This is a genomic window from Streptomyces sp. NBC_01237, assembly GCF_035917275.1.
GTDB lineage: Bacteria > Actinomycetota > Actinomycetes > Streptomycetales > Streptomycetaceae > Streptomyces.
Genome location: NZ_CP108508.1, coordinates 7,549,575 through 7,574,872, shown reverse-complemented (window position 1 = coordinate 7,574,872; position 25,298 = coordinate 7,549,575). Strand labels below are relative to the sequence as shown.

Sequence of the window (25,298 nt, the reverse complement as noted above, 5' to 3'; positions counted from 1 at the left end):
GACGGGCCGGCCGCGCGGCCGGCCGGTCAGAGCGGCAGTGCGGCGATGTCGCATTCGATCCGCTGGTGCAGCCGGGCCGCCGTCTGCCAGGGGTGGTCGTCCCCCAGCACCCGTGAGAACCCGTCGATCGCGACCGCGTTGAGCCGGTCCGCCTCCGCCGACTGTCCGAGCCCGCGCTGGTCCAGGGCCAGGTTCGCCGTGCAGACGAGGGTCAGCGGGTGATCGGCCCCGGCGCTCTCGGTGAGCCGTGCCAGGACCGCCGCGTCGGCCTCCTTGGCGCGGGCGAAGTCGAGCCGGGCGTAGTGGTTGTTGGCCCGGCTCATGGCGGCGGTGAGCGTATTGAGGTGGCCCTCTCCCAGGGTGCTCTCCAGCAGTTGCCAGGCCTGGATGTCCAGGGCCTCGGCCTTGTCGATGTCGCCCTGCGCCCGCAGGGTCGCCGCCAGGTTGACCTTGGCGAACTGGGTGTGCGGGTGCCGGGCACCGACCACGGTGCGCAGACCGGCGAGCGCCTGCTCGCCGAGCTCCCGGGAGCCCGTGAGGTCGCCGTTGAGCCGCCGCTCGACCATGGTGTGGATGGCGGCCGCCAGGGCGTCCAGGTTGTTGAGGCCGTAGCGGGTGGTGAACCGTTCGAGGTTCTGCTCCGCGAACGCGGCTCCTCCTTCGAGGACTCCGGCCCTGCGCCGGCACACGGCCAGGAGGAGTGCGGCACGGATGGTGGCCGCGTTGCTCTCGCCGAAGTGGGTCACGTACGCCTGGTAGTTGGACTCCTGGAGGGCGCGGGCGCCCAGGTAGTCGCCGTTCTCGCGGAGGTCGATGGCGAGACCGTTCAGCGTGTTGAGCGTGAGGCCGCTCGCGGGTCCGTACAGCAGCTCGCGCTGGCGTGCCGTCTCCTCGTCGATCTCCCTGGCGGCGGCGAAGCGCCCACTGGCCCGCAGGGAGACGCAGTAGTCGTGCGCGGCGCTCAACGTGGCCGGGTCCTCCGGCCCGAACATGTCGCTCGCCCGGGTGAACGCCTCCTCGTCGAGATCGCACGCGGCCTGGAACTCGCCCCGCTGGCGCAGCGCTCCGGCCATCTGCCACATGGAGTCGATGAGTTCCTCGTCCGGGATCTGCGCCCCGCGCGAGATCGCCAGCGCCCGTTCGTTGTGGGCGGCCGCCTCCTCCGAACGGCCGAGCAGCCGGAGGTAGAAGCCCAGCAGCTTGGTCATCCGGATGACGTGCAGGTCCTCGTCGCCGGACTGGGCGCGCCAGGCGTTCCACGCCAGGCTGGCCTGCGCCGCGCCCGACTCGTGGGCGCCCCAGTAGTAGAGGAAGAACACCATGTCGTAGACCAGGTCGCGGACCCAGGCGTCGGAGCTCTCCACCGCTCCGGAGGCGATCACATGGGGCAGGATCGCCTGGTAGGCGGGCCATTGGTCCGGCGAGGCGGGGGCCCCGGGCTTGGCCGTGGTCAGCAGCAGGTGGGCGGCCCGGGTCATCCTGACCCGCTCCTCATCGTCGAGCCTGGCCACGATGACGTTCTGCATCAGCCGGTGCATCTGGAGGGTGCCGGACTTGTGGTCCAGCCGCACCAGGGACAGCTTGCTGAGGTCGCGTGTGGCGCGCGCGAGCAGCAGGGGGTCGCGCAGGACCGGGTCCAGCTCCGGTGTGATCTCGACGTTCCGGCCGCCCCTGAGAATGTTCAGCGGGATGGGCTCGGGCGCCATGCAGGCGCAGATCTCCAGGAGTTGGCGGGCGGCCGGGTTGTCCTGCGACAGGCGTCCCAGCGAGATGTCCCAGACCGCGGCGACCGGCAGCGGGTAGTCGGGGGACGGGTCGAGCTCCAGGATCTCGGGCCGGCGCTGGTCCAGCAGGTCGAGGTACTCGCTCACCGGCATGCCGGTGGCGGCGTGCCACGCGCCCGCCTGCTCGACGGCGAGCGGCAGGTCGCCGAGGGCGGCGGCGAGCCGGTTCGCGTCGTCGGTGCTCATACCGCGGGCCCGGCGCTGCAACAGCGTGATGCTCTCGTCCCGGTCGAACACGTCGACGCTGAGCGGGGTCGCCACCCGTTCCCACTCGCGGTTGCGCGAGGTGACGATGATCTTTCCGGGGCCGCCGTTGGGGAAGTAGGACCGTACGGCCTCGATGTCCTCGGCGTTGTCGAAGACCAGCAGCCAGTTGTCGAACGGCTTGCCGGTACGCAGCGCCTCGCGGACGGCCGGGACCGCGGCGTTGGCCTGGGGGCCCACTTCCAGGCCCAGACCGCGGGCCAGGTCGGCGAGGGCGCCGAGGATCAGGTTCTCCTGCTCCGCCGGGATCCACCAGATGACGTTGAACTCGGCGCTGTGGCGGTACACATACTCGACGGCGATCTGCGACTTGCCGACCCCGCCCATGCCGTGCAGCGCGTGCGGGAGGACGGCGGTGGTCTCGTCCTCCTGCAACTGCCGCTCCACCGCGGCCAGAAGGCTCTCCCGTCCGGTGAAGTTGGGGTTCTTGGGCGGCACATTGCCCATGATCTTCGGCTGGCCGGTGCGGACGAATCGTAGCTCCGGTGCGGTGCCGTCCATGCTCTGCTCGTCCCTCCGGACATCCTTGGCAGCTGTTACGGGTGTCGTGGGCGACACAGATCCTCCTGGTGAAGCGGCCGGATGCGACCGGAGAGCTGGAGCATTCACATCAAATGCCTCTTTATCATCCCTGATCGCCTCCGCTGCAGATCCCGCGCCGTGCAGCAGCCGGTCGGCCAGGCGAGCCGCACGGTGTCTGTACGGCAGACCGCCCAGAGCACGCAGTACGGCCAGTTCGATACGGAGCCAGGAGGGCCCGACTCCGCTGTCCGGGAGCGCCGTTCGCGCCGGGTCCCGCAGGGCCGCCCGCAGCCCGATGCCCTGCGCCCGGCCGGCCCGCGATTCGGCGAGCAGGCCCACGGCCCTGGCGAGCTGGGTGCGGTTGCCGGTCGCCAGCAGCGCCTCGCGCACCCCTTCGGCGAAGTCGGGGCCCCCTTCGCCGTCGCGCTCCCAGTCGATCAGCCCGCCCATCATGATCTCCGCCAGATGGTCGGGCCCGGACTCGGGCAGGGCCCTGTCGCGCAGTTCCTCGATGACGTCGAACCGCATCGGGGCGACCGCCAGCAGCACGGCGAGCTGCCGGGCGAGCGGACTGGCCAGCGAGACGAACCTCCGTACGGCGGCGACCGCCGCACGGGGACCGTCGATCCGGGGGCGGCGCAGGCCCGGCGCCGGTACGCCCTTGGCCATGGCTCCGGCCAGAACGACCGGGAGCGTACGGCGCACACCTCGCTCACCGATGATCAGATCGGCCCACGAACGGAACGATCCGGGACGCAGACTCAGCACGGGCACCGGTACGGAACCGTCGTCCGGGTCGGGCAGCCGGCGCGCCCGCTCCCCTTCGCCGTGCGGTGGACGGCAGTGGAAGTGCCGGTTGAGCGCGCCGAATCCGGCCGCGTCCAGCTCGGCGCGGAACGGGTACAGCGAGGACCTGTGGCGCAGATACGGCGGCAGCAGATGGACCAGCGCGGTGGGCCCGCCGGAGGTGAGCCGCTTCAGCAGTTCGTCGGCGCCCCGGCCCGCCCAGCCCTTCGCCAGACCGTCGGTGACGACGAGGAAGAGCCGTGAGCCGCGTCCGTCGAGCAGTTCGGCGGGGTCCGCGTGCCGGTCGCCCGGCCAGCGCAGCACCGGTGCCCCGTCTCCGGGGAGGGCGACCTCGACCGTACGGACGTCGCGGAAGGCTCCGCTGCGTACCGCCTCATCGGCCAACTGGCGGACGGTGCCGCTCCATACGGGCATGGTGGGGGCGCTGTCGACGAGCAGCATCAGGTCGAAGGCGCGCTCGCGCACCGGCCGGAGGTAGGGGATCCACAGCCCGTCGCTCAGTCCGCACTCCGCGGTGCGCGCCTCGTCCAGCCGGCTCAGGTACCGCGAGGGAACACGCCGTCCCAGCCCGCGCAGGGACTTGGCCAGGCGGAGCGGCGCCAACCGCCGTACGGGGCGCGTCGCCGCGGGAATGGCCTCGTCCGGCCGGGCGGCCCGGGTCTCCTCGACCGAGCGCAGGACGAGCTCGCGCAGCTCCGTGTCGTAGGTGCTCCCGGCGGGCACCACCTCCGGCGACGTGTCGCCCGGCGGCGGCGGTACCGCGTCGGGAAGGACCTCCGGATCACCCGGTAAGGGTGCCGGTGCGCCGGACTCCTGGGGTGAGGTGCGTCCCGCCCGCCGCCAGGCTGCCGCCAGCCAGGCCGCGTCGGCGATGTCCTGCCAGCCGAGGTCGCCGCTCGCCTCACGCGCGGTGGCATCGCCGCCCGCCGTGGACGGCGCGTCCGGAGCACGCTCCCGGGGCAAGCCGTTCATCAGCGGCCTTTCGAGAGGTCGCGGAGCAGCATCTCAATCAGCTTACGCCCGTCCGCCTCGGCCTGGAATCCGTCGGCCGTGGTGAGTTGCACGGCGTTCAGCAGCTGGTCGACCGACTGGGTACCGCCGCCGTGCAGCCGTCGTTCGAACTCGTCCACCAGGGCCGTGATGCCCTCCGGCCGTCGGCGCAGATGGCTGACGACGATGGAGATCAGCTGCTCCCGGCTGGGCGGGCGCATCTCCAGCGGCAGACAGCGGCGCCGGAACGCGGCCGGGAACTCGCGTTCCCCGTTGCTGGTGATCACCACGACGGGGAACTCCGCGCACTCGACACGGCCGGCTTCGATGACGGCGCGGCGCTCGGGGTCGTCGGTGAAGACCGACACCTCGCCCACACTGCTGCGGACCAGCTCCGGAATGTCGTAGCTGCCGTTCTCCAGCACATGGAGCAGGTCGTTCGGCAGGTCGATGTCGCTCTTGTCCAGCTCGTCGACCAGCAGTACCCGCGGGCGCCCGTAGGCGAGCAGGGCGGTCCCCAGGGGTCCCAGGGTCACGAAGTCCCCCAGGTCGGGCGCGCTCGTCGCGTCGGCCGCGGGCGCCGTGATCCCGTTGTCGCCGCCCGCCCGCCAGGCCGCGATGGCCTGGGCCCTGCCGATGGCGTCGTACTCGTACAGGCCGCCGCGCAGCGTCGTGCGGCTGACGATGCTCCACGGCAGCACCCGGCCCAGAGCCAGCTCGTGGGCGATCAGATAGGCGAGGGTCGACTTGCCCACTCCGGGCGGTCCCGTGATGAGCAGCGGGCGGCGCAGCAGGAGCGCCGCGTTGACGGCGTCGATCTCCTCCTCCCGCAGTTGCGGGCCTTCCTGCACGACGCCGAGGCGGCGCCGGGTGGCCTGGGCGTCGTCCGGCGGCGCGGGCTGCAGGGGGCTTCCGGCGAACACCCGCCAGGGCGGCGGTTCGGGAAGCCGGGGAGGCTCCCCGGCGGGTTCCTGCCCGGTCGCGTGGAACACCCTCCAGGAGGGCGGCGTCACCTGCGGTACGGATGTGTCCTGCTCGGTCATGCTGTCAGCTCCTCCTCGCAGTCGACCAGCCGGTTGGGGTCGTCCCAGAAGAATGCGATGTGCCTTCCCAGAAGCAGGCTTCCGCCATCCAATTCCTCAGCGCCTTTACGCAACTGTCGTACTTTTGATGCCAGTTGGGCCGGATTATGTCCCATCAGCACCGTCAGCACCTCACCGGACTGGGCCGGGCTGTCCGGTCGGCGGTCCCATGCGGCGAGGCCCACCCCCTCCGCTATCGCGGCGGTGAGAGCCTCCAGGCCGTGTCCCGGCAGGGCGGGCACGTCGAGGATCACGGCGGTCAGCCGCGGCTCGGATGCCAGCGTGGCTCGCCAGCGGTCGAGCTGTTCGGTCTCTCCGGTGCGCCAGCGGTGGGGCTCGGCGGCTCCGGCCGTTCTCAGCCGCTTCCAACGGGCCCGCCAGCGCCGCAGCTGTGCGGGGTCGCGCGTCCTCATCCGTTCGAGGCTCCGCAGGTTGATGTGGTAGCGAAGGCCGATGGGAAGCGGGTCGAGAGACTCTGTACCCAGTTCGAGACGGGCCATGTCGTGATTGAGCAAGGGGAACGGGAGCACGAACTCGACCTGCACGGGAGGCTCGTTCTCCAGCTCCGGCACATCCGCCCAGCGGGCCTCACCGCTGCCGATCGCCCGGTCGACCGCTCCGGCGAGGGTGTCGAGGGTCGCGCGCTCCACCTCACCCGCCACCGGCTCCCAGTAGCCGGGGGCCGGATTGACCCAGTGCCGTACGAAGACATCGGCCGAGCCGTCATCGGCGGGCTCCACCATCACGACGAGACAGCGCGGCACTTCCGGGTCGGCCCTCGACGGGGCCGCGATCCCGCGCCGCCGCTCCGCCAGCGCCTCCACGGCGTCCGTACCCGCTTCGCGGGCCCAGCGGTCCGACCACTCGCGCAACTTGCCCCCGACCGCCTTGGACTGCTGGGCGATCACCTCGACCAGCACCAGGGCGGGAGGTAACCCGTCGGCCTGTGTGTTGACTTCGCGCAGATAGTCGAAGCGCTGCAGAGGCGACAGGCCGTAGGGGACGTCCACCCCCAGTTCATGGCCGAGCACCGCGTGCAGACGGCCGTCGTCGGAGTCGCGCACCTCGCCGAGCAGCCGCCCGATCTCCCGCAGGGCGCCCTCGCTGAAGACCGGGGCCAGGTCCGCGGTCGCCCCGCCGGGGCCGGAGCTGTCGACCAGTCTGGCCAGCCGCGCCGAGTCCTCGGGTCCCGAGGCGACGCTGACACCGAAGATCAGCGCGTCGAGCCCGCCGTCACGTTTCAGAACGTCCATGACGAGCGACAGCATGTCGACCCGCGGGTTCTTGCGCAGGTAGTTGATCTCGGTCCGGAGCTGGAACGCGACCAGGGCGACGAAATGGATGCACTGCTCCGGATCGCGCACGCAGGCCAGCGCGCACAACTCGTCGACCAGCGCTCCGACCAGAAGCGGATCGGTCTCCCGCGATCCCCTCGGCGCGTGTGCCACCACCGACCCCATCCCCCGCTGCGCCGGTACTTCCTTCCACGATCGATCGCGAAGTTATCACGCCGGATCTACCGCAACCAGGTTCGATTACAGGCTCGTTGGGACCATTCCGCCACTTCGGACGGGTTGCGCCACGTGGATCGGGCACGATGCGAGACGGCGGGGCACCGCGCCGGACCGGACGGCTCACCCGGACGGGTGGAGCGGCCGGGAATCCCAGCCGGGCGACGGCCCCGTACTGGCCCGGACGGTGAGCTCCGGAGCCAGCAGCTCGACCTCGTCGGCGCCTCGTCCGGCCAGCTTCGCCACGACCTGCTCCACGGCCCGGCGGCCCATCTCCTGTGCGGGTATGGCGACCGAGGTGAGCCGCACCGACGCCTGGGACGCCACCTGATCGGGGCAGACGGCGAGAACCGACACATCCTCGGGGACGGCGCGCCCCTGCTGCTGGAGCAGATTGAGCAGCGGTTCGACGGCGGCCTCGTTCTGGACGATGAATCCGGTGGTGCCCGGCCGCTCGTCGAAGATCCGCGCCAGGGTCCGCGCCATCGAGGCGTACCCGCCCTCGCACGGCCGGTGCAGCACGCGTACGCCGGCCTCCCGGGCCGCCGCCCGGACCCCGTCGACCGTCCGCTCGGCGAAACCGGTGTGCCGCTCGTACACGGCCTCCGCCTCCCCGATCAGGGCGAGTTCGCGGTGTCCGAGACCGACGAGATGCTGTACGCACAGGGCTCCGGTCGCCTCGAAGTCGAGGTCCACGCAGGTCAGCCCGGCGGTGTCGGCGGGCAGCCCGATGAGTACCGCGGCCCGGTCGGTCTCCCGGATCAGCGGCAGCCGCTCGTCGTGCAGTTCGACGTCCATCAGGATCATCGCGTCGGCGAGTGAGCTCCCCGCGATCCGCCGCACAGCCTCGGGCCCCTCCTCGCCGGTGAGCAGCAGGACGTCGTAGCCGTGGGTGCGGGCGGTGGTGGCGACGGCGATGGCGATCTCCATCATCACCGGCACATACATGTCGGTACGCAGGGGCACCATGAGGGCGATGATGTTGGAGCGGCTGCTGGCGAGGGCGCGCGCACCCGCGTTGGGGTGGTAGCCGAGCTGTTGAATGCTGAGTTCCACGCGCTCCCGGGTGGAGGCGGAGATGGACCGCTTGCCGCTGAGGACATAGCTCACCGTGCTCGCTGACACTCCGGCGTGCCGGGCGACCTCGGCAAGGGTGACCATTCAGCTCTCCATTACGGGTTGACGGGCGCGCGGGTCGACGGGCGTCATGGGTTCACGGGACGTGACGAGTTCACCGAACCGGGAGACGCCGGGTGGTATCGCGAAGCGCTTCGACGCACCTCACCCACCACCCTCCCCGCTGATCCGACGGGCACAGACATCCGGAGACTAGACGGGACGCCCCCGCACTGTCCAGGGCGTCATCGAAGCGCTTCGACAACCTGGGCAGTGCGCGGGCCTGTGCCCATCCGCTCACCCCAGCAGCACGGGGAAGGACTCCATGTCGTTCTGTGTCATCACCGGCAGCTTGCGGAGCTCGTCGTCCGGGACGGCGAGGCGCAGTCCGGGGAACCTTCCGAACAGGGCGGGCAGCGCGATGGCCGCCTCCACCCGTGAGAGGGCGGCTCCCGGGCAGATGTGCGGACCGTGGCCGAACGTCATGTGCCGGATGGGCGCGGGCCGGGTGATGTCGAAGGCGTCGGCGTCGGCGCCGTGCTGCTCGGTGTCCCGCCCGATGGCCCGGTAGGAGATGACGACCCCCTCGCCCTCCTTGATCACGTCGTCGCCGACCGGGATGTCCTCGGTGGCGAACCGCATCAGCAGATGGGTGGTGGGGGTGTCCCAGCGCAGCGTCTCCTCGATCACCGCCTCCCACCCGATGTGCCCGTCCAGGACCATCCGCAACTGGTCGGGGTGGGCGAGCAGAGCGCGTACGGCGTTGAGCACGAGCCCGATGGTGGTCTCGTGACCGGCGGCCACCATCGCCTTCAGGTTGCCCACCACCTCCTCCTCGGTGAGCGGCTCCCCGCCCTCCTCGGCCAGGATCAGTGCGCTGGTGAGGTCGTCGCCCGGCCGCGCGGTCCGCTCCCGCACCAGGGCGTAGTAGAAGACGTCCAGCTCGTCGAGCAGTGCCAGCCGTTCCTCCTGCGGGGTGAGCATCGAGAAGAACGCCTTGTAGCGCTTCATCAGCATCGGGTGCTGCTCCTCGTCCACCCCCATCAGCATGCCGACGACCCGCATCGGCAGTGGCTGGGCGAACACGGCCTTGAGGTCGACGACCCCGTCCCTGCCCTGTTCCGCGAGGGAGTCGAGCAGTTCCCCGGTGAACTTCTCGATGTCCGGACGCAGCGCTTCGAGCCGGCGCGGGGTGAGGGCCTGGGAGGTCTTGGTGCGCAGCCGCCGGTGTTCGGCTCCGTCCACCGTGAACATCGAACGCCCCGCGTCGATCATTCCGATCAGCGGCCAGGCCCGGGTCACCGCCCCGCTGCGCCAGAGCCCCCAGGCGTCGATGTCCTTCACCAGCCTTGGATCGACGAGGAGTTGACGGGCCTCCGCGTGCCGGGTGACGGTCCAGGCCGGGACGCCGAGCAGCTCGATCCGGGCGAGCGCCCCGGCGTCCCGCAGCCGGGCGGTCTCGCCGTCCAGATCCTGGACCATCGGGTCGACGACCACGGTCCCGGCACCCGGTTCGGCGCCATGGGCGGCAGCGTGAGGGCAGTTCACGACGGGTCTCCTGTCGTACGTACGGGAGTGAAGCGGACGGGAAGCGCGGTCATCCCGCGCAGGAACGCGGACGGCCGGCGGACCAGTTCCGCGGCGGGGACGGCCAGTTCGAGGTCGGGCAGCCGGTCCAGCAGGACCTCGATACCGGTGCGGGCGATGGTCTCGGCGATCTCCTGGGCGGGGAACGGGCAGCGGTACTCGCCGTGGCTGAACGCGAGATGCGCGCTGTTGCCGCCCTGCCCCGAACCGGTTCCGGGGGAGGCGAGCTGCTGGCGGATGTGCGGATCGGCGTTGGCCGCGCCGAGACCGAGCAGCAGCATGTCGCCGCTCCGGATGTTGCGGCCGCCCAGATGCGTGTCGCGGGCCGCCCAGCGTCCGGCGAGGATCTGGGTCGGACCGTCCTCCCACAGGACCTCGTTCATGGCTTCGGCGACGCTGTGCCGCCCGCCGGAGAGGGAGGCGGCGAACTGGTCCTCCGTGAGCATCAGGCGCATGGAGTTGCCGATCCAGTCGGCGGTGGTCAGGTGCCCGGCCGCGGTGATGGCCATGAGGTCGAGCGCGTACTCCTCGTCGGTGAACGCCTCGGGGTGCGCGAGCATCCGGGAGGTCACGTCGTCCCCGGGTGCCGACCGCTTGGTCTCCACCAGCCGCCGCATGTGCTCGCCGAAGCGGGCATGGGCCTCCTGGGCTCCCGCCCCGCCGTCGGCCAGGTCCTTGAGCACCCGGGCGATGTCCGCGCCTTCGGCGTCGGGGAAGCCGACCAGCCGGGCGAGCACCAGGACGGGGAGCGGTACGGCGAACTCGGCGACGAGGTCGGCCGTGCCCCGGCTGCACACGCCGTCGACGAGCCGGTCGGCGAGCTGTTCGCAGTGCGACCGGATCTCGAACGGGTCCGCGCCTTCGAGGGCGGGCCCCACCATCCGGGCGTGCCGCAGGTGCTCGGCCCCCGCGGTGAAGTAGATGGACGGCATGGGCCGGCCGACCATCGGCAGCAGCGGCCAGTCCTCGGGGATGTGCCCCCACTGATTCCACAGCGCGACGTCCCGGGGGAAGAGTTCCCCGTCGCTGGTGACCTGGTGGAGTTCGCGGTAGCCGATGACCAGCCAGGCGGGTACCCCGCCGGGCAGTTCGACGGGCACGACGGGCCCGTGCTCGCTCCGCATGGCGCGGTAGAGCACCTGGGGCTCGGTGGTGAAGTCGGCTCCCCCCAGGGGCACGGCGCCCGGAGCGCGGCCTAACGGGCAGCCACCACCGGCACTTGTCGTGGAAGCGGACGCGGCGGGCAGGGGGTTCGTCATCGTACGGACTCCAATGGCGACGGCTTCGCGCGTTGCGACCATACGATCAACGCGGCACCACTATAAGGAGGTTCCGTGAAGCCCAGAGGGTCTCACAGGCCCTTTTCTGGCCCTTTCCGATCATGCGCGCCCGACATCTGCGCATGATTGATCACAAGATCGGCAGGGGGGGTAGCTGGCTACCAGGCCCCTCTGGGGGATAACCCTCAGTGAAGTCGGGGTCTATTCGGGTCGCCCGGAGGACGCCCGGCCCATAGATTCTGAGGTGGAATCAACGCACCGCTTGCCATCCCCTACGGAGGAACCCCCGTGACCGCCCCCTCGCACCGTCCGCACCGGCAGCCGCTCGCGGCCCACCCGCTTGTCGCGGCCTTCGTGCGCTTCGTCGTCTGCGGCGGCGGGGTCGGGGTCGCCTCCAGCGGCGTGCTGATGCTGCTGGACGGACGGCTGCCGCTGGTGGTGGCCAACGCCCTGGTCACGGTCGTCTCCACGGTGATCGCGACGGAACTGCACCGCCGCATATCCTTCCGGAGCGGGCGCGGGGGCTGGGGTGTTCACCTCCAGTCCGGCCTGACCGCCGCCGTGAGCTACGCGTTCACCACCGGCGCGCTGCTCGCCCTGTACGCCATCGACCCGTCGCCGTCCGCGCTCCTCGCGCAGACCGTCTATCTGTCGGCATCCGCGCTGGCCGGGGTCGGCCGTTTCGCGCTGCTGCGGATCGTGGTCTTCGCCGAGCGGCCGAGCAGGGCGAAGACCGCCGTTCTCGGCAAGTCCGCCGTGACGATGGCCGCGTAACGCCTCCGGCGGACCGGATCGCCGCCCACGCTCCGCAGGACAGCGCCGCGCCCCGGCACGTCTCCGCCTCCGGCCGGGCGGCGGCTCACGCCCTCGCACCGCCGGGATCCGCCGCCGGTTCCGCCTGAGCCCGTCCGGGCCGTGTTTCGCACTCGCATACGATCGGCCGTGTGTGTGCAAACGTCATAGTCGCCGAAGACGACGAGAAGCAGGCCGAACTCGTACGCCGCTACCTCGAACGGGAGGGGCACACCGTACGGGTCGTGGGCGACGGGCTCGCCGCGCTCGAAGAGGTGCGGCACCGGGAGCCGGACCTGCTCCTGCTCGATGTGATGATGCCGCGGGCCGACGGCCTGGACGTGGTACGGGTGCTGCGGGCCGAGTGCCGGGAGCTGCCCGTGCTGATGCTGACGGCCCGCACCACGGAGGACGATCTGCTGCTCGGGCTCGATCTCGGGGCGGACGACTACATGACCAAGCCGTACAGCCCGCGCGAGCTGATGGCACGGGTCCGTACGCTGCTGCGCCGCACCCGTCGTACGGGACCGGAGGCGCCCGCGGTGTCCCAGGTGCTGCGGGTGGGGACGCTGACGGTGGATCCCGAACGGCACGAGGTGTCGGTGGGGGGTGAGCACAAGGAGTGCACACCGGGTGAGTTCAGGATCCTGGCCGCGATGGCCGCCGAGCCCGACCGGGTCTTCAGCCGTCAGCGGCTCCTGGAGGAGCTGCACGGTTTCGACCGCTACATCGGGGACCGGACGGTCGATGTGCACGTGATGAACCTGCGCAAGAAGATCGAGCCGGCCCCGCGCCGCCCGGTCAGACTGCTGACGGTCTTCGGTGTCGGCTACAAACTGACGGACCCGGCCAAGGGACTCCCGCGTGCCTAGGGTCCCCCGCGCGCCCGGCGGCTCCCGCCCGGACAACGCCGATGAGGCCCGAGCCGGAGCGCACGAGCCCGGTCCGACGGGCCCGGAGGGCACCGCGGGGACGGCCCGGACCCGCCTGCCCCTGCGCAAGAGCCTGTTCGGGCGGCTGCTCGGCGTGTCCGCGCTGGTGGCGGCCTGTTCGGTGGCGGCGACCGCCTGGCTGGCCGTGCAGACCACCTCCGGGGCGATCAAGCAGGAGCAGGGGCAGAACCTCACCGCCGACGCCCGGATCTACGACACCCTGCTGGGTTACGCGGCCCGCAACTCCACCTGGGACGGTGTCGAGGCGACCGTGGCGGAACTGGCCCGGCAGTCCGGACGCAGGGTCGCGCTGACCACCCAGAGCCGTCAGCCCCTCGCCGACTCCGCCACCCAGCAGACCCCGCCCGCACTGCCCCCACAGGCGTCCGCGGTCGTCGACCCGCTGTCCGTGGACACCGTCCTGGCCTCCGCGAACGCCGACCGCGCCGGGGCGGCCGACGGCCGGGTCGACGCGCGTGCGGTCGGCCCGTTCCGGCTGTCGGCCGCGGAGCGTACGAGGTTGCGGCAGGCCGCCGACCGGAACGTGGCGTGCCTGAGCCGGGCGGGGATCGCCTCGGACGTGGTCGTGGAACCGAGCGGTCGGCCCCGTATCCAGATCGTGGGCAACGATCCCGAGCGGGCACTGGGCACCAGGTGCGACACCGAGGCGCTGAACGGTCCCACCCGCACCGAGAAGAAGGCGCTGGCCGCGCTCAACGAGCTGGCCGACGCCTGCCTCGAACGCCAGGACCGCGGCGCCGTGCGGCTCAACCAGGATCTCTCCTGGGGGCAGGCGGCCACGCCCATGCCCATGCCGGCCAGGGGCCCGGTGAAGCTCCCCGCCCCGACCGACAGGCCCGCGGTACAGACCGGTGAGGGCGACCGGGCCATCGCCTCGTGTGTGGGCACGGCGCGCCGCGAGCAGCTCAGCTCCTACGTGGCCTCCCCCGCCCTGCTGTTCATCGGTGACGAGGGCGGCACCACCGTGCCCGGTTTCGCTCTCTCTCCGGCGAACACCGCCAAGATCGCCGGTGTCGCGGCTCTCGTGCTGGCGCTCACCGTGGGTGCCTCGGTGCTCGCGGGCGCCCGGCTGGTGCGCCCGCTGCATGCGCTGACCGGCGCCGCACAGCGTATGCGCGACGGCGAGGAACCGGCCTCGGTCCCCGTCACGTCCGACAATGAGATCGGCCGGCTGGCCACCGCGTTCAACGACATGTCGGCACACCGGGCGCGCCTGGAGGCGCAGCGCAAGGCGATGGTCAGCGATGTCGCCCATGAGCTGCGGACCCCGCTGAGCAATATCCGGGGCTGGCTGGAGGCGGCCCAGGACGGTCTGGCCGATCCCGATCCGGCGTTCGTCTCCTCGCTGCTGGAGGAGGCGGTGCAGTTGCAGCACATCATCGACGACCTCCAGGACCTGTCCGCTGCCGACGCGGGTGTGCTGCGGCTGCACCCCGAGCGGGTACGGATGGAGGAGCTGCTGGCCCAGGTCGCCGCCGCGCACCAGGGCCGGGCGGAGACCGCGGGCGTGACGCTGACGGTGGACGCCGCACCCGGCCCCGCGGGCGCGGCACATCCCGTGTTGGAAGCGGACCCCGTGCGGCTGCGGCAGGCCATCGGCAATCTCGTCTCCAACGCGCTGCGCCACACCCCGGCGGGCGGCCGGGTGACGCTGCGTGCGTACGGCTCCGGGTCCGGGGAGCACATCGTCGTCGAGGTGGTGGACACGGGCAACGGCATCTCGGCCGAGGACCTCCCCCATGTCTTCGACCGCTTCTGGCGCGCGGAGAAGTCCCGCAGCCGCCGCACGGGCGGCAGTGGCCTCGGTCTCTCCATCGTCCGCAAGCTCACCGAGGCCCACGGCGGTACGGCCGGTGCGGCCAGCACCGAGGGCGCCGGATCGGTCTTCACGCTCCGGCTGCCCACGACGTCCCGTGCCGCGGCGGAGGGGCCTGGAGCGAGGGCCTGAGGGCGGGTGGGCAGGGGCCCGGCGCGAGGGCTGATGGGATGACCACAGCGTCCTGACAGCTTCTTCATAACTTCACGCCAGCCTGGCCCCATGCCCCGTACCCGGTGCGAACCACCTCCGGGTCCGACACGGGGCCGAGCTGGAATGGAGCCATCTGTATGACCGCTCGTCTCACACTGCGTACCGTCGTGCTCGCCGCCGTCGCGGCAGGTGCGGTGCTCGCCCCGTCGGCCGCGGCCTTCGCCGACAGCACGCCCAAGCCGGCGACCCCGCGCGTCGAGAAGACCCCTTCACCGGTCGCCGAGCAGCCGACGGCCAGGCCCGCTGACAGCGGTGCGGGCGACCGCCCCGCACCGGCCGTCAAGCCCCGCGGTGGCGTTGCCGCCGGCGACCGCCCGGCACCGGCCGTCAAGACCCGTGGCGACGCGGGCGCCGGCGAAAGCGCTGCACCGGCCGTCAAGCCCCGCGGCGGTGTCGCCGCCGGTGAACGTCCCGCCGGTGACGGGGACAGCACCACCGCACTCGTCGGATCGGCCGCCGGCGCGATGCTGCTGGCGGGCGCGGGCACCATCGTGCTGCGTCGCCGTTCCGCGGCCCACCGCAACGGCTGACCTGCCGTCAACACCCACCAGTGACCGTGGCGCCGTCCCACCGGACGGCGCCACGGTCGGTCGTCGTCCCGTCCGGCTGGAGCCTGCCCGTGTCCCGTACGTACCACCCGTTCCGGCGCGCTGCCGCACTACTGCCCGCCATCGCCGCCTGCGTCGCCCTGGCGGGGTGTTCCTCCACGGCGTCGGACACCCCACCGTCCGCCGCCGGGTCCGCGTCCGCCACGCGCTCCGGCCCGGAGTCGCCCGGCACCGGGTCCACCGGGTCCACCGCGCCTCCGCGGGCGGGGAAGACCGAACCGGTGAGTCCGGCCTCGGTCTCCATCCCGTCCGTCGGCGTGGACAGCACCCTCATGCGGCTCGGCCTCAACGCGGACGGCACCGTCGAGGTCCCGCCCGCCGAACAGGGCATGACCGTGGGCTGGTACACCGGCGGAGCCGTACCGGGGCAGCCCGGTGCCGCGGTGCTCATAGGCCACAACGACACCCGGTTCGGCAGGGCCGTCTTCCACGACCTGAAGAAGATCCGCGAGGGCGCCGACATCTCGGTGCGCGACAAGGCCGGAAAGACCGTCCACTTCACGGTCACCGGCACGGAGACCGTCGACAAGAAGGCGTTCCCCACCGACAAGGTCTACGGATCCACCGACGGCAGCACGTTGCGGCTCATCACCTGTGACGGTGCCTTCGACGCGGACGGACATCCCGTGGACAACCTCATCGTGTACGCCGCGCTGCGCTGAATCCGGATGGCAGCCGACCGTAAAGATTGCGGGCATCCCATGTCTACCGGCGGGTAACTGCCGCTGCTTTGATGGGTGGCACGGTCCACCCCTCTCAGCAGAAGCAGGAGACCCCGTGCCCCACACCGCACTCCGCCGCCTTTCCGGCGTGACGCTTTCCGCCGCGCTCACCGCCGTCACGCTGGCCGTCAGCACCCCGCAGGCGACGGCAGCCGAAACGCCGTCGCTACGGGTACTGACGTACAACGCGTTCATCTTCAGCAAGAATCTCTACCCCAACTGGGGCCAGGACCACCGGGCGTCGGAGATACCCAAGACGTCGTTCTTCCGGGGCAACGACGTGGTCGTGCTCCAGGAGGCGTTCGACAACTCGGCCTCCGACGCACTGCTGCGCAACGCGTCCGCCCAGTACCCGCACCAGACCCCGGTAGTGGGCCGGAGCAAGAGCGGATGGGACGCCACCGGCGGCTCCTACTCGGCCACGACTCCTGAGGACGGCGGGGTGTCCGTGCTGAGCAAGTGGCCGATCGTCCGCAAGGAACAGTACGTCTTCAAGGACGCCTGCGGCGGCGACTGGTGGTCCAACAAGGGTTTCGCCTATGCCCAGTTGAACGTGAACGGCACCCCGGTACACATCGTCGGCACCCACACCCAGTCGACGGACCCCGGATGTTCGGCGGGCGAGGCGGCCCAGATGCGCAGCCGTCAGTTCAAGGCGATCGACGCCTTCCTCGACGCCAAGAAGATCCCCGCCTCCGAACAGGTCATCGTGGCGGGTGACTTCAACGTCGACTTCCACTCCGCCGAATTCGCGTCCCTGCTCACCGACGCGGACCTGACCGCCGCCGACGCGCGGACCGGCCACCCGTACTCCTTCGACACCCGGGACAACTCGATCGCCGCCGAGCGCTACCCCGACGACCCCCGCGAGGACCTCGACCACGTCCTGCACCGCGCGGGCCACGCGAAACCGTCCGGGTGGACGAACGATGTGGTCAAGGAGGAGAGCGCACCCTGGACGGTCTCCAGCTGGGGCACGGGCTACACGTACACCAACCTCTCCGACCACTACCCGGTGATCGCCTCGGGGCGCTAGCCCTTCCGGGACCACGTGGGAACGTCGCGGAGCGAGCGAGGTGCTCCGCGACGTCAGAACAGTGAGCTTTTTCAGCGTTGCCGCTCCAGGGTGAGGACCGCAGCCGCGATCGACGACATTCGATGTGGGCTGAAGCGCGCGTGGTGGAAGATCCGCCAGGACTTCAGGCGGGCCACGCCTCGTTCGACTGGTGCCCGTGTTGCCGACAGCGCGCGGTTGACTGTGTGCTGGGTCGTTGACAGGTCACGACCGGGTGGGCGTCCGGCCGGTGTCGTCACCCAGGGGCCGGCTCCAAGGTAGGCGCGGTCGGCGAGGATCGGGACGCCCTGGCGTTCGCAGATCCGGATGATCCGGTGGGTGCGGGCCGCGGTCAGGTCGTGGTTCCGGCCCGGCAGGGCGGGTGAAAACCGCAGAACCCGGCCGACCGGGTCGGTCACGACCTGGACGTTCACCCCGTGGCGTCGGTACTTGGCGGAGTAGTCGTTCCGGCCATCGCCCAGGCGGCCGCATGCGGCGAGGGTGCCGTCGGGCAGGACGAAGTCCGGGTCGGCTTCGCGCGGGACTTCGAGCAGGCCGGGTGCCCGCACGGCGAGCAGGTCGACCACGGTGCTGGTGCAGGTGTGGGTGGTGCCCACCGAGATGCCGAAGCCGACGGCGGTCTGCGTGAGGGTGTCGTGTTTGCGCAGGTACGCCAAGGCGACCAGCGCGCGCTGGTGCGGTGGGAGCGTGCAGCGGCGGTCGCCCTCACGGGTGACGATGGGCATGGTGACCCACTCGACCAGGGCGTGCGGCAGGGCGGTTGCGGCAGGTTGGGGAACCAACGTGGCCCCTGCGCCGACGGGTTGGGACTTCGAACACCCCTCCAACGGCACAGGAGCTTCGCGCGCTGCGGGTCCCGCCGCGGTGAGGCGAACGGGCTTGTCGCACACCCTGACGCGGCGGCACTTCTGCCACCGACGGCGGAGGTGTGTGACAGGCCCGGTAGCTCACTGGATCAGGTCGGTGTGCGGATGCTCGGGGGAGGTCGGACAAACGTAGATCTGCATGTTGTCGGCGCTGCCGACTTCGACCTTGGTCGGCTGCGAGGGGCTCTGGCCACAGCAACGCCCGACGGTGTTGTCGGCGTAGGCGGCGGCCTGTTCTTCGCGAGGCGCCCAGCTGTGTCCCTCACCGCCGTCCCATTCGAATGAGGCGATCGTCAGCAGCGGGACCATCCGCACATCACAGACAGTGCAGTATCGGGGATGGGGATCGGTGCGGCCCCACGGAGGCCAGCCGCCGACCTTCCATCCAGGCGCGCCTGCGAGACTGACGTCATAGAAGTCCCGCGGGCAGTCCGCGTAGGAGCTGTCCACGTCGGTGCCGGCTGCCTGCCATCTGTGCCAGTCCTCCATCATCCGCAGCATCTGCGGGCTCAGATCGAGGCTGTTGGGGTACTCAGTGATCGCTTCCGGTGCGAGCACGCACGGCTCCGGCAGATAGCCGTCCGCGTTCACCTCGTACGGTTCGGGCGGTGTGGCGAGGATGTCGACGACCGCGGCGGCGGACCGCCAGAACAGTGCGGTTGACGGCTTGTGATGCGGATCGTGGTCGTAGGGGCACCACAGAACCTGGAGCAGATCGGCCTGTCCGGGCGGACGCAACAGGGGTATGTCGCGCAGATACAGCTGGGCCACGGGCAGCATGGGGACCGGGCAGTCTGCGGGCGGAGGGCCGACAGCGAATCGCTCCGCGAGCATCGCGGCGTTCTGCTCCTTGGCCGCCGCCTCCTCGGGCGTTGTCCCACGGCCATGGTGATCACGGTGCCACCGGGCCTGCATGCGTCTCTTGAGCCGCACGTCCGCCGGCGATTGGCGGAACCCGCTGTCCACGTGCAGGTGCGAGGCTTCACAGTGCGGCCACGGGTCCTCGGCCGGCCACAGCAACGGCCCCCCGACCGAGCTCTCCCCGACCGAAGGCGACCCGGGACGAGGGTGCAACCGCATCACAGGCCGCGCCAACGGCGCCAGCTCGGGAAAGACCGCGGTCACATCCACGGGCCGCGGCGGAGTAGTACGTACGAAAACCATGCCGGTGATCCTGCCACCAGCCACTGACAATCCCTGGCCGCCTCAACCAGCTTCCGTGGCATGAGTGTTCAGCTGATCAAGTCCAACGCACGCAGCCCCGGCCACTGCAAGTCCGCCTGCGTGACAACCAGCGTGCTTCGGCTCAGCCATCACTCGATCAGTGGCCACTCCGAAAAGCCCAATCACTTTCACCTGCACGGACAGCGACTGGCCGCGCCCGTCGGAGTTCCCGGGCGTTCACCTGAACCTCACGGCCGCCGGCTGCACGGAAGCCGCACAGCCATAGCCACACGATCCTCGCCTCTCGGGCCCACACGGAAAGCGCGGGCCCGGGGTACGAAGGCGCCGCAGCCGGCCGGCGGCTGACCACAGCGCTGGAGTGAATGTGTGCCCTGTGCCGTTGTCCTCTGCCTCCCGAGGCGGAGTAACCCGGTCCAGGACGACTCACCGGGGTGATGGCGATCGACTCCACCGACTACGAGACCTGGGCGCGGCGTCGCGCCTGGACCTCGCAGTCCGACGTCGCCCCGAACCGCGCGCCACCCAGCACCCGCACCACGAGCCGCTCCAGCATGCGCCCACGCACGGGCAACCACGCATCAAAAGCCCGAGGCGAACCGACCGTCCCACCAACACCAATCGGATGAACCGGCCGGACGTCACCGTCCAGGCCCCTCAGCCGCCCCTCACCGAACAAGATCCCGAACACAAAAAACTCCCAGCCCGGACGAATCCGTGCTGGGAGTTATGTAAAGCCAACCTGGGCAGTTGTGTGAACCACCCCTGGTGCTGGTGTCCGAGGGGGGACTTGAACCCCCACGCCCGATAAAGGGCACTAGCACCTCAAGCTAGCGCGTCTGCCATTCCGCCACCCGGACAAGGTGTCTGCCGTTCGCGGTGCGTTTCCCCGCGGCGACAAAGAAAACAATACCAGGGGTTCAGAGCGGCTCTCACCTGTATATCCGGTGGTCAGTGCGGTGCGGCGGGTCCTGGTGACCCGGTCGGGCCGCACCACCGGCGGGTGTTCACCCGGTGTCGTCGACCGCGCACACAGCGTGCGGCTTGCCGGGTGTCCGGCGATGTCCACGGTCCTCGGGGTCCGCGGCGTTACCTTCGCGTGCATGAGTGATCGCGGCTATCGGCGGCCCCGTGCGCTGTCCCCCCTGCGCGAGCATCTGCGCGACACGTTCTGGTTCGCGCCGACCCTGGGGTGCGTGTGTGTCTTCGTGCTGTGGTGGATCACCTCCACGCTGGACACGGAGATCGTCACGTACCTCCAGGACGAACGGGCGTACGAGGAACTCGGCGACCTGATCTCGTTCGCCCAGGACGCGAAGACGATCGTCACCACGATCAGCTCGGCGATGATGACCTTCATCGGTGTCGTGTTCAGCATCTCGCTGGTGGCGGTGCAGATGGCGAGCGGGCAGCTCACGCCGCGGGTGGTGCGGATCTTCGTCAGGAGCCGGATCAGCAAGCTCACGCTGACGGTGTTCCTGGCGACGTTCCTGTTCTCGCTGCTGGTCCTGACCTCGTACGAGAGTGAGGCCGACCCGCGCCGGGTCACCTCCGTACCGCTGGTGCAGAGCATGCTGACGCTGGGGCTGGTCGGCCTGAGTCTGCTGCTGTTCATCGCCTATGTCAGCGCCACCCTGCGGCTCATGCAGGTGGGACCGGTCGTCGACCGCATCACACGTGAGTCGTTGAGGGTGCTCGGGCGGATGCCCGGTGGGGCGCTGTCCCAGGAGCCTCTCGCGCCCGAGACCGGCCGGCTCATGCATACGGGGCGGGCCGGGGTTCTGCGGGACGTGAATGTGGCGCGGCTGGTACGAGCCGCGCGGCGGCAGGACGTCGTGCTGCGGCTGATCCCGCGGATCGGTGATTTCGTGGTGCCCGGGACGCCGGTCCTGGCCGTCCACGGCGGGGCCGCCCCGCCCCGGCACGCGCTGACGTACACGGTGTCGGTCGGGGTCGAACGCGCGCTGCACCAGGATCTTGGCTTCGGACTGCGCCAGCTCTCGGACATCGCGTTGCGGGCCCTGTCCGCGGCGGTGAACGACCCGACCACCGCCGTGCAGTGCCTGGACCGGATCGTGCAGTTCCTCGCGGCGGTGGTGCGGCTGCCGCTCGGCGCGGTGCACCACCGGGACAAGACCGGCCGGGTGAGGCTCGTCCAGGACGTGCCCGGGTGGACGGATCTGGTGGATCTCGCCTTCGAGGAGATCCGCGGGTGCTCGGCGGGGACTCCGCAGGTCACCCGGCGCCTGCTGGCCGGGATCGACGATCTGCTGCTGCTCGCTCCCGAGGAACGGCGAAGGCCCCTGCTCCGGCACCGTGCGCTGCTGGTGCAGGCGGTGGAGCGCACGGTGCCGGAGGCGGCGGAGCGGGAGTTCGCGCTGTCCCCCGACCATCAGGGGATCGGCTGAGCGGGCCGTCAGTCCCCGCAGCGGCCCTCGCGCAGCGAGTGCAGGTGCTCGCTGGACTTGCGGGCGAAGGCCATGGAGTCGACCGGGTTGTCGTGCTCGGTCTGCCAGTGGTGGTACGTGCGGCCGCGATGGGTCCGGTGGGTCACCTTGGACAGGAACGTCTTGTAGTCGATGTCCCCGTCACCGACGTCCGACATGCGGTAGCCGTCGCGGGCGGTGTCGTCGCGGACGCCGTCCTTGACATGGAACAGGGGGTAGCGGTCGGGGTGCTTGAGCACGTACTTGAGCGGGTCCAGGGGCGCCGGGGTGCCGTCCGCCCTCCTGGAGAAGCGGAACTGCGCGCAGTAGGCCCAGTAGATGTCCAGCTCCAGATAGACCAGGTCGGGATCGGTCTCGGCGAGCAGGACATCGTAGAGGCGTACGTCCGGCCTGTCGGTCGCGAAGGAGAACTCCTCGGCGTGGTTGTGCTGGTAGAACTTCATGCCGCGTTTGCGGGCGGCGGCACCGTAGGTGTTGAACTCCTCGGCGACCCGCTTCCAGCCGTCGACCGTGGAGCCGTAGCGGAACGGTCCGGAGGGCGTGCCTATGTGCTTGAGGCCGAGGGCCTCGGCGTCGTCCAGGACCTTGGTGAGGTTCTGGGCGAAGGTGTACGCCCCCGGGTTGTTGTCGTCGGAGTGGCCGACATGGCTGCCGATGGGGTTCAGCCCGTGGTCCCGGGCCAGCCTCTTGAGCTGGGCGAGGGTGAGGGCGCCGGCCGAGCCCTGGGTGTATCCGGCGAACTCGATCTCGTCGTAGCCGTACTCCTCCAGCTCGGCGAAGACGGCGGCGAAGCCGAGGGTGGAGATCTTGTCGCGGAGGCTGTAGAGCTGGATGCCCAGGCGGCCGGGGGGCAGGACGGCGCGGCCCTTGCCGTGGCCCTCGTGCTGGTGGCCGTGGCCGTGACCCTTGCCGTGGGCGCCCTCCCGGTCGCGGCTGTCGGCACTGGCGGTGGCGGCGCCGACGATGGAGGCCGCGGTGGCTCCGGCGGCGACGCCCAGGATGTTGCGGCGGCTGAGTCTGCGCGCGAGTTCGGAGTCCTTCGGGGTGCGGCTCATGATCACGTAACTCCCTTGATGAGACCTGATGGGTGAGCGGGTCCGGCAGGGCTGTCAGTGCAGTCCGGCAAGCTGGAGGAGCAGGGACTTCACTTCGGTGGCCCGGACCCGTCCGGGGAAGGCGTGGGGGGTGGAGCAGAGGATGAGCGGACCTTCGTCGTCGCTCGTGGGGAGGCGGCCGTGGCTGCCGCGGATAGGTGACGGGTCGAGAGGGACGACCGCCATGCGATAGCGCATGCCCAGCTTCTTGCGGGCGACCGCCGTGACGGCCTTGACCCGGACGTAGGGGTCCTGAGGGTCCATGAAGAGCTCGACGGGGTCGTAGCCGGGTTTGCGGTGGATCTCGACGAGCTGTGCGAAGTCGGGGGCGCGGGCGTCGTCGAGCCAGTAGTAGTACGTGAACCAGGCGTCCTTCTCCGCCACGGCGACGAGTTCGCCGGAGCGGGGGTGGTCCAGGTGGTGGGCCTTCTTGCCCTCGTCGTCCAGGAGTTGGTCGATGCCGGGCAGGTCCGCGAGGGCTTCGCGGGTGGCTTCGAGGTCCTCGGGACGGCGTACGTAGATATGGGCGATCTGGTGGTCGGCGACGGCGAAGGCACGGGAGGCCATCGGGTCGAGGTATTCCATGCCGTCCTGGGTGTGCACCTCCAGCAGGCCCGCCCGGCGCAGCGCCCGGTTGATGTCGACGGGCCGCTCGACGCGGGTGATCCCGTATTCGGAGAGCGCGACGACGGTACGGCCTTCGGCGCGGGCGTCGGCGAGCAGCGGGGCGACGGCCCGGTCGAGATCGGCGGCCGCCCGGTGGGAGCGGGGGTCGTCGGGGCCGTAGCGCTGGAGGTCGTAGTCGAGGTGGGGCAGGTAGCACAGGGCCAGGTCGGGGGTGCGGGTGGCGAGGATGTGCCGGGTGGCGTCGATGATCCACTGGGAGGAGACGAGGTCGGCTCCGGGGCCCCAGAAGTGGAAGAGGGGGAAGGTGCCGAGCTTGTCGGTGAGCTCGTCGTGCAGGGCCGGGGGCCTGGTGTAGCAGTCGGGCTCCTTGCGGCCGTCGGCGTAGTAGACGGGGCGCGGGGTCACGGTGTAGTCGGTGTCGGCGCCCATCGCGTACCACCAGCAGATGTTGGCGACGGTGTAGCCGGGGTGGGCGCGGCGGGCCGCGTCCCAGAGCCTGTCGCCCTCGACGAGTCCGTTGTGCTGGCGCCACAGCAGGACGTCGCCGAGTTCGCGGAAGTACCAGCCGTTGGCGACGATGCCGTGCTCGGCGGGCGTGGTTCCGGTGAGGAAGGTGGACTGGGCGGCACAGGTGACGGCGGGCAGGACGGTGGAGAGCGGTGCCTGGGCGCCCGACGCGGCCATGGCCCGGAGGTTGGGCATATGGGCGAGGAGCTGGGGGGTGAGGCCGACGACGTCCAGGACGAGGAGGGGGGTGGGGGCGCTGTCCTTCACGGGGGTGCTCATGGGAGCTCCTTGAGGCCGAGGTCGACCAGGAGGTCGCGGGCGAGGGTGAGTTCGGCGGCGATCCCGTCGGCCAGCTGGGTGCGGTTGCGGGGCCGCAGCTCGGCCGGGAGTGCCTGCCAGGTGTACGTCTCGACCTCCAGGTGCCGGGTCAGGGGCAGCGCGCCGCCGACGAGCCGGGCGAGCGTGTCGCGGAGCACGGGGAGGGTGGAGGTGAGCGGGGGCGCCGGTGGTGCGTGCAGCGGTACGTGGAAGTGGGAGCGCCACGGGCCGCTGTCCGGTAACGCCCGTCCGGCCAGTGCCTCGTCGAGGTCGTCGGTTCCGAGCAGCCCGGTGGCGGTACGGGTGCGGGTCTGGTGCAGGAAGCGGGGCTCGGCGAAGGCGGCGAGCGCGGTGCGCACCTCGGGCCGATGGGGGTGTTCGGCGTGCAGGGCGGCGGAGAGCTGGGACTTGACGACGGGCACACCGGCGGCGGCCAGGGCGTCCAGCGCGGTGCCGGGGTCCTCGAAGGAGGTGGCGAGGTGGCAGGTGTCGACGCAGATACCGATGCGGTCGTGCCCCACCCCGGTGAGCGGGGTGATGGCGTCGGCGGTGGTCTCCACGGTGCAGCCGGGTTCCGGTTCGAGGCCGATGCGGATCGACTTGCCGGTCAGCTCGGCGAGGACGTCGAGGCGCTGGGCCAGGGTGATGAGGGCCTTGCGCGCGGCGCGGGCGGCCTCGGCGTCCCCGGAGTACGGGGTGCGCCAGGCGATCGGCAGGGTGGAGATGGTGCCTTCGCCGACATCGTCGGGCAGCAGGGCGGCGAGGAGGCGGGCGAGGTCGGTGGTGTGGGAGAGCCGTTCGGGGTCGGTCCAGTCCGGTTTGTAGACGCGGTACTTGACCTCCTCGGCGCCGAAGCCCTCGTAGGGGAAGCCGTTGAGGGTGACCACTTCGAGACCGCGGCGGTCCAGCTCGGCGCGGAGCGACCGCAGTTCGGCGGGGTCGTTGATCAGGGCGTGTGCGGCGTCCTTGGCGAGCCAGAGGCCGATGCCCAGGCGGTCGCGTCCGAGGCGTCTGCGTACCGGTTCGCAGTGGTCGCGCAGTTGGGCGCGGACTCCGTCGAGGCTCTCGGCGGGATGCACGTTGGTGCAGTAGGAGAGGTGGACGGTGGAGCCGTCCGGATGGCGGAAGCGCATCG

At 70.9% G+C, this 25,298-nt stretch carries 18 protein-coding genes and 1 tRNA gene; 7 read left to right on the top strand and 12 right to left on the bottom strand.

Translation table 11 applies throughout. From position 1 onward, the window contains the following. Window positions 1-26 precede the first annotated feature (26 nt). The 6 genes from fxsT to OG251_RS33545 form a co-directional block, all read right to left on the bottom strand. Complete coding sequence (gene fxsT / locus OG251_RS33570) at window positions 27-4,349, bottom strand: FxSxx-COOH system tetratricopeptide repeat protein (protein ID WP_326680624.1); 4,323 nt, start codon at window positions 4,347-4,349, stop codon at window positions 27-29. Next, entirely contained in the window at window positions 4,349-5,410 is a 1,062-nt protein-coding gene (locus OG251_RS33565; protein WP_326680623.1) for an AAA family ATPase, read from the bottom strand. Before OG251_RS33565 ends, fxsT begins: the two co-directional genes overlap by 1 nt. Then, window positions 5,407-6,897, bottom strand: a complete 1,491-nt coding sequence (locus tag OG251_RS33560) for a VMAP-C domain-containing protein (RefSeq protein WP_326680622.1) — start codon at window positions 6,895-6,897, stop codon at window positions 5,407-5,409. The genes OG251_RS33565 and OG251_RS33560 overlap by 4 nt, the downstream gene beginning before the upstream one ends. Window positions 6,898-7,083: 186 nt before the next feature. Continuing rightward, a complete protein-coding gene (locus OG251_RS33555) occupies window positions 7,084-8,121 on the bottom strand; it encodes a LacI family DNA-binding transcriptional regulator (protein WP_326680621.1) in 1,038 nt (345 codons plus the stop codon). Between the two features lie 252 nt (window positions 8,122-8,373). Beyond that, window positions 8,374-9,624 carry a cytochrome P450 family protein gene (locus OG251_RS33550; protein ID WP_326680620.1) on the bottom strand — a complete coding sequence of 417 codons (1,251 nt, stop codon included), beginning with the start codon at window positions 9,622-9,624 and terminating at the stop codon, window positions 8,374-8,376. Next, window positions 9,621-10,922 (bottom strand): cytochrome P450, encoded by a 1,302-nt coding sequence (locus tag OG251_RS33545; RefSeq protein ID WP_326680619.1) that lies wholly within the window; start codon window positions 10,920-10,922, stop codon window positions 9,621-9,623. The genes OG251_RS33550 and OG251_RS33545 overlap by 4 nt, the downstream gene beginning before the upstream one ends. Before the next feature lie 309 nt (window positions 10,923-11,231). Here OG251_RS33545 and OG251_RS33540 point away from each other — a divergent pair, with 309 nt between their 5' ends. The 6 genes from OG251_RS33540 (at window position 11,232) to sph (ending at window position 17,083) form a co-directional block, all read left to right on the top strand. Then, window positions 11,232-11,717, top strand: a complete 486-nt coding sequence (locus OG251_RS33540; RefSeq protein WP_326680618.1) for a GtrA family protein — start codon at window positions 11,232-11,234, stop codon at window positions 11,715-11,717. Between the two features lie 170 nt (window positions 11,718-11,887). Next, a complete protein-coding gene (locus tag OG251_RS33535; protein WP_326680617.1) occupies window positions 11,888-12,607 on the top strand; it encodes a response regulator transcription factor in 720 nt (239 codons plus the stop codon). 121 nt (window positions 12,608-12,728) lie between these two features. Beyond that, window positions 12,729-14,636 (top strand): ATP-binding protein, encoded by a 1,908-nt coding sequence (locus tag OG251_RS33530; RefSeq protein WP_326681509.1) that lies wholly within the window; start codon window positions 12,729-12,731, stop codon window positions 14,634-14,636. 158 nt (window positions 14,637-14,794) lie between these two features. After that, on the top strand, window positions 14,795-15,247 hold the full coding sequence (locus OG251_RS33525; RefSeq protein ID WP_326680616.1) for a hypothetical protein: 453 nt from the start codon (window positions 14,795-14,797) through the stop codon (window positions 15,245-15,247). 83 nt (window positions 15,248-15,330) lie between these two features. Then, window positions 15,331-15,987, top strand: coding sequence for a class F sortase (locus tag OG251_RS33520; RefSeq protein WP_326681508.1), 657 nt, complete (start codon window positions 15,331-15,333; stop codon window positions 15,985-15,987). 115 nt (window positions 15,988-16,102) lie between these two features. After that, a complete protein-coding gene (sph, locus tag OG251_RS33515) occupies window positions 16,103-17,083 on the top strand; it encodes a sphingomyelin phosphodiesterase (RefSeq protein ID WP_326680615.1) in 981 nt (326 codons plus the stop codon). Between the two features lie 71 nt (window positions 17,084-17,154). On the opposite strand, the gene OG251_RS33510 is transcribed toward sph, so the two are convergent. The 3 genes from OG251_RS33510 to OG251_RS33500 all read right to left on the bottom strand — a co-directional run bounded on the left by OG251_RS33510 (window position 17,155) and on the right by OG251_RS33500 (window position 20,030). After that, window positions 17,155-17,904 (bottom strand): transposase family protein, encoded by a 750-nt coding sequence (locus tag OG251_RS33510; RefSeq protein WP_326680613.1) that lies wholly within the window; start codon window positions 17,902-17,904, stop codon window positions 17,155-17,157. Between the two features lie 165 nt (window positions 17,905-18,069). After that, a complete protein-coding gene (locus OG251_RS33505; protein WP_326680612.1) occupies window positions 18,070-19,152 on the bottom strand; it encodes a hypothetical protein in 1,083 nt (360 codons plus the stop codon). A 790-nt stretch (window positions 19,153-19,942) separates the two neighbouring features. Then, a tRNA-Leu gene (locus tag OG251_RS33500) sits at window positions 19,943-20,030 on the bottom strand. 243 nt (window positions 20,031-20,273) lie between these two features. Here OG251_RS33500 and OG251_RS33495 point away from each other — a divergent pair. Then, entirely contained in the window at window positions 20,274-21,578 is a 1,305-nt protein-coding gene (locus OG251_RS33495) for a DUF2254 domain-containing protein (RefSeq protein ID WP_326680611.1), read from the top strand. Between the two features lie 8 nt (window positions 21,579-21,586). Here the strand turns inward: OG251_RS33495 and OG251_RS33490 are convergent, their stop codons facing one another. From OG251_RS33490 to eboE, 3 genes are read right to left on the bottom strand one after another with little or no spacing between them, the layout of a single operon-like run. After that, a complete protein-coding gene (locus tag OG251_RS33490) occupies window positions 21,587-22,672 on the bottom strand; it encodes a sugar phosphate isomerase/epimerase family protein (protein ID WP_326680610.1) in 1,086 nt (361 codons plus the stop codon). Between the two features lie 54 nt (window positions 22,673-22,726). Next, entirely contained in the window at window positions 22,727-24,124 is a 1,398-nt protein-coding gene (locus tag OG251_RS33485; RefSeq protein ID WP_326680609.1) for a nucleotide pyrophosphatase/phosphodiesterase family protein, read from the bottom strand. Beyond that, a complete protein-coding gene (eboE, locus tag OG251_RS33480) occupies window positions 24,121-25,296 on the bottom strand; it encodes a metabolite traffic protein EboE (protein ID WP_326680608.1) in 1,176 nt (391 codons plus the stop codon). Before eboE ends, OG251_RS33485 begins: the two co-directional genes overlap by 4 nt. Window positions 25,297-25,298: the final 2 nt, after the last annotated feature.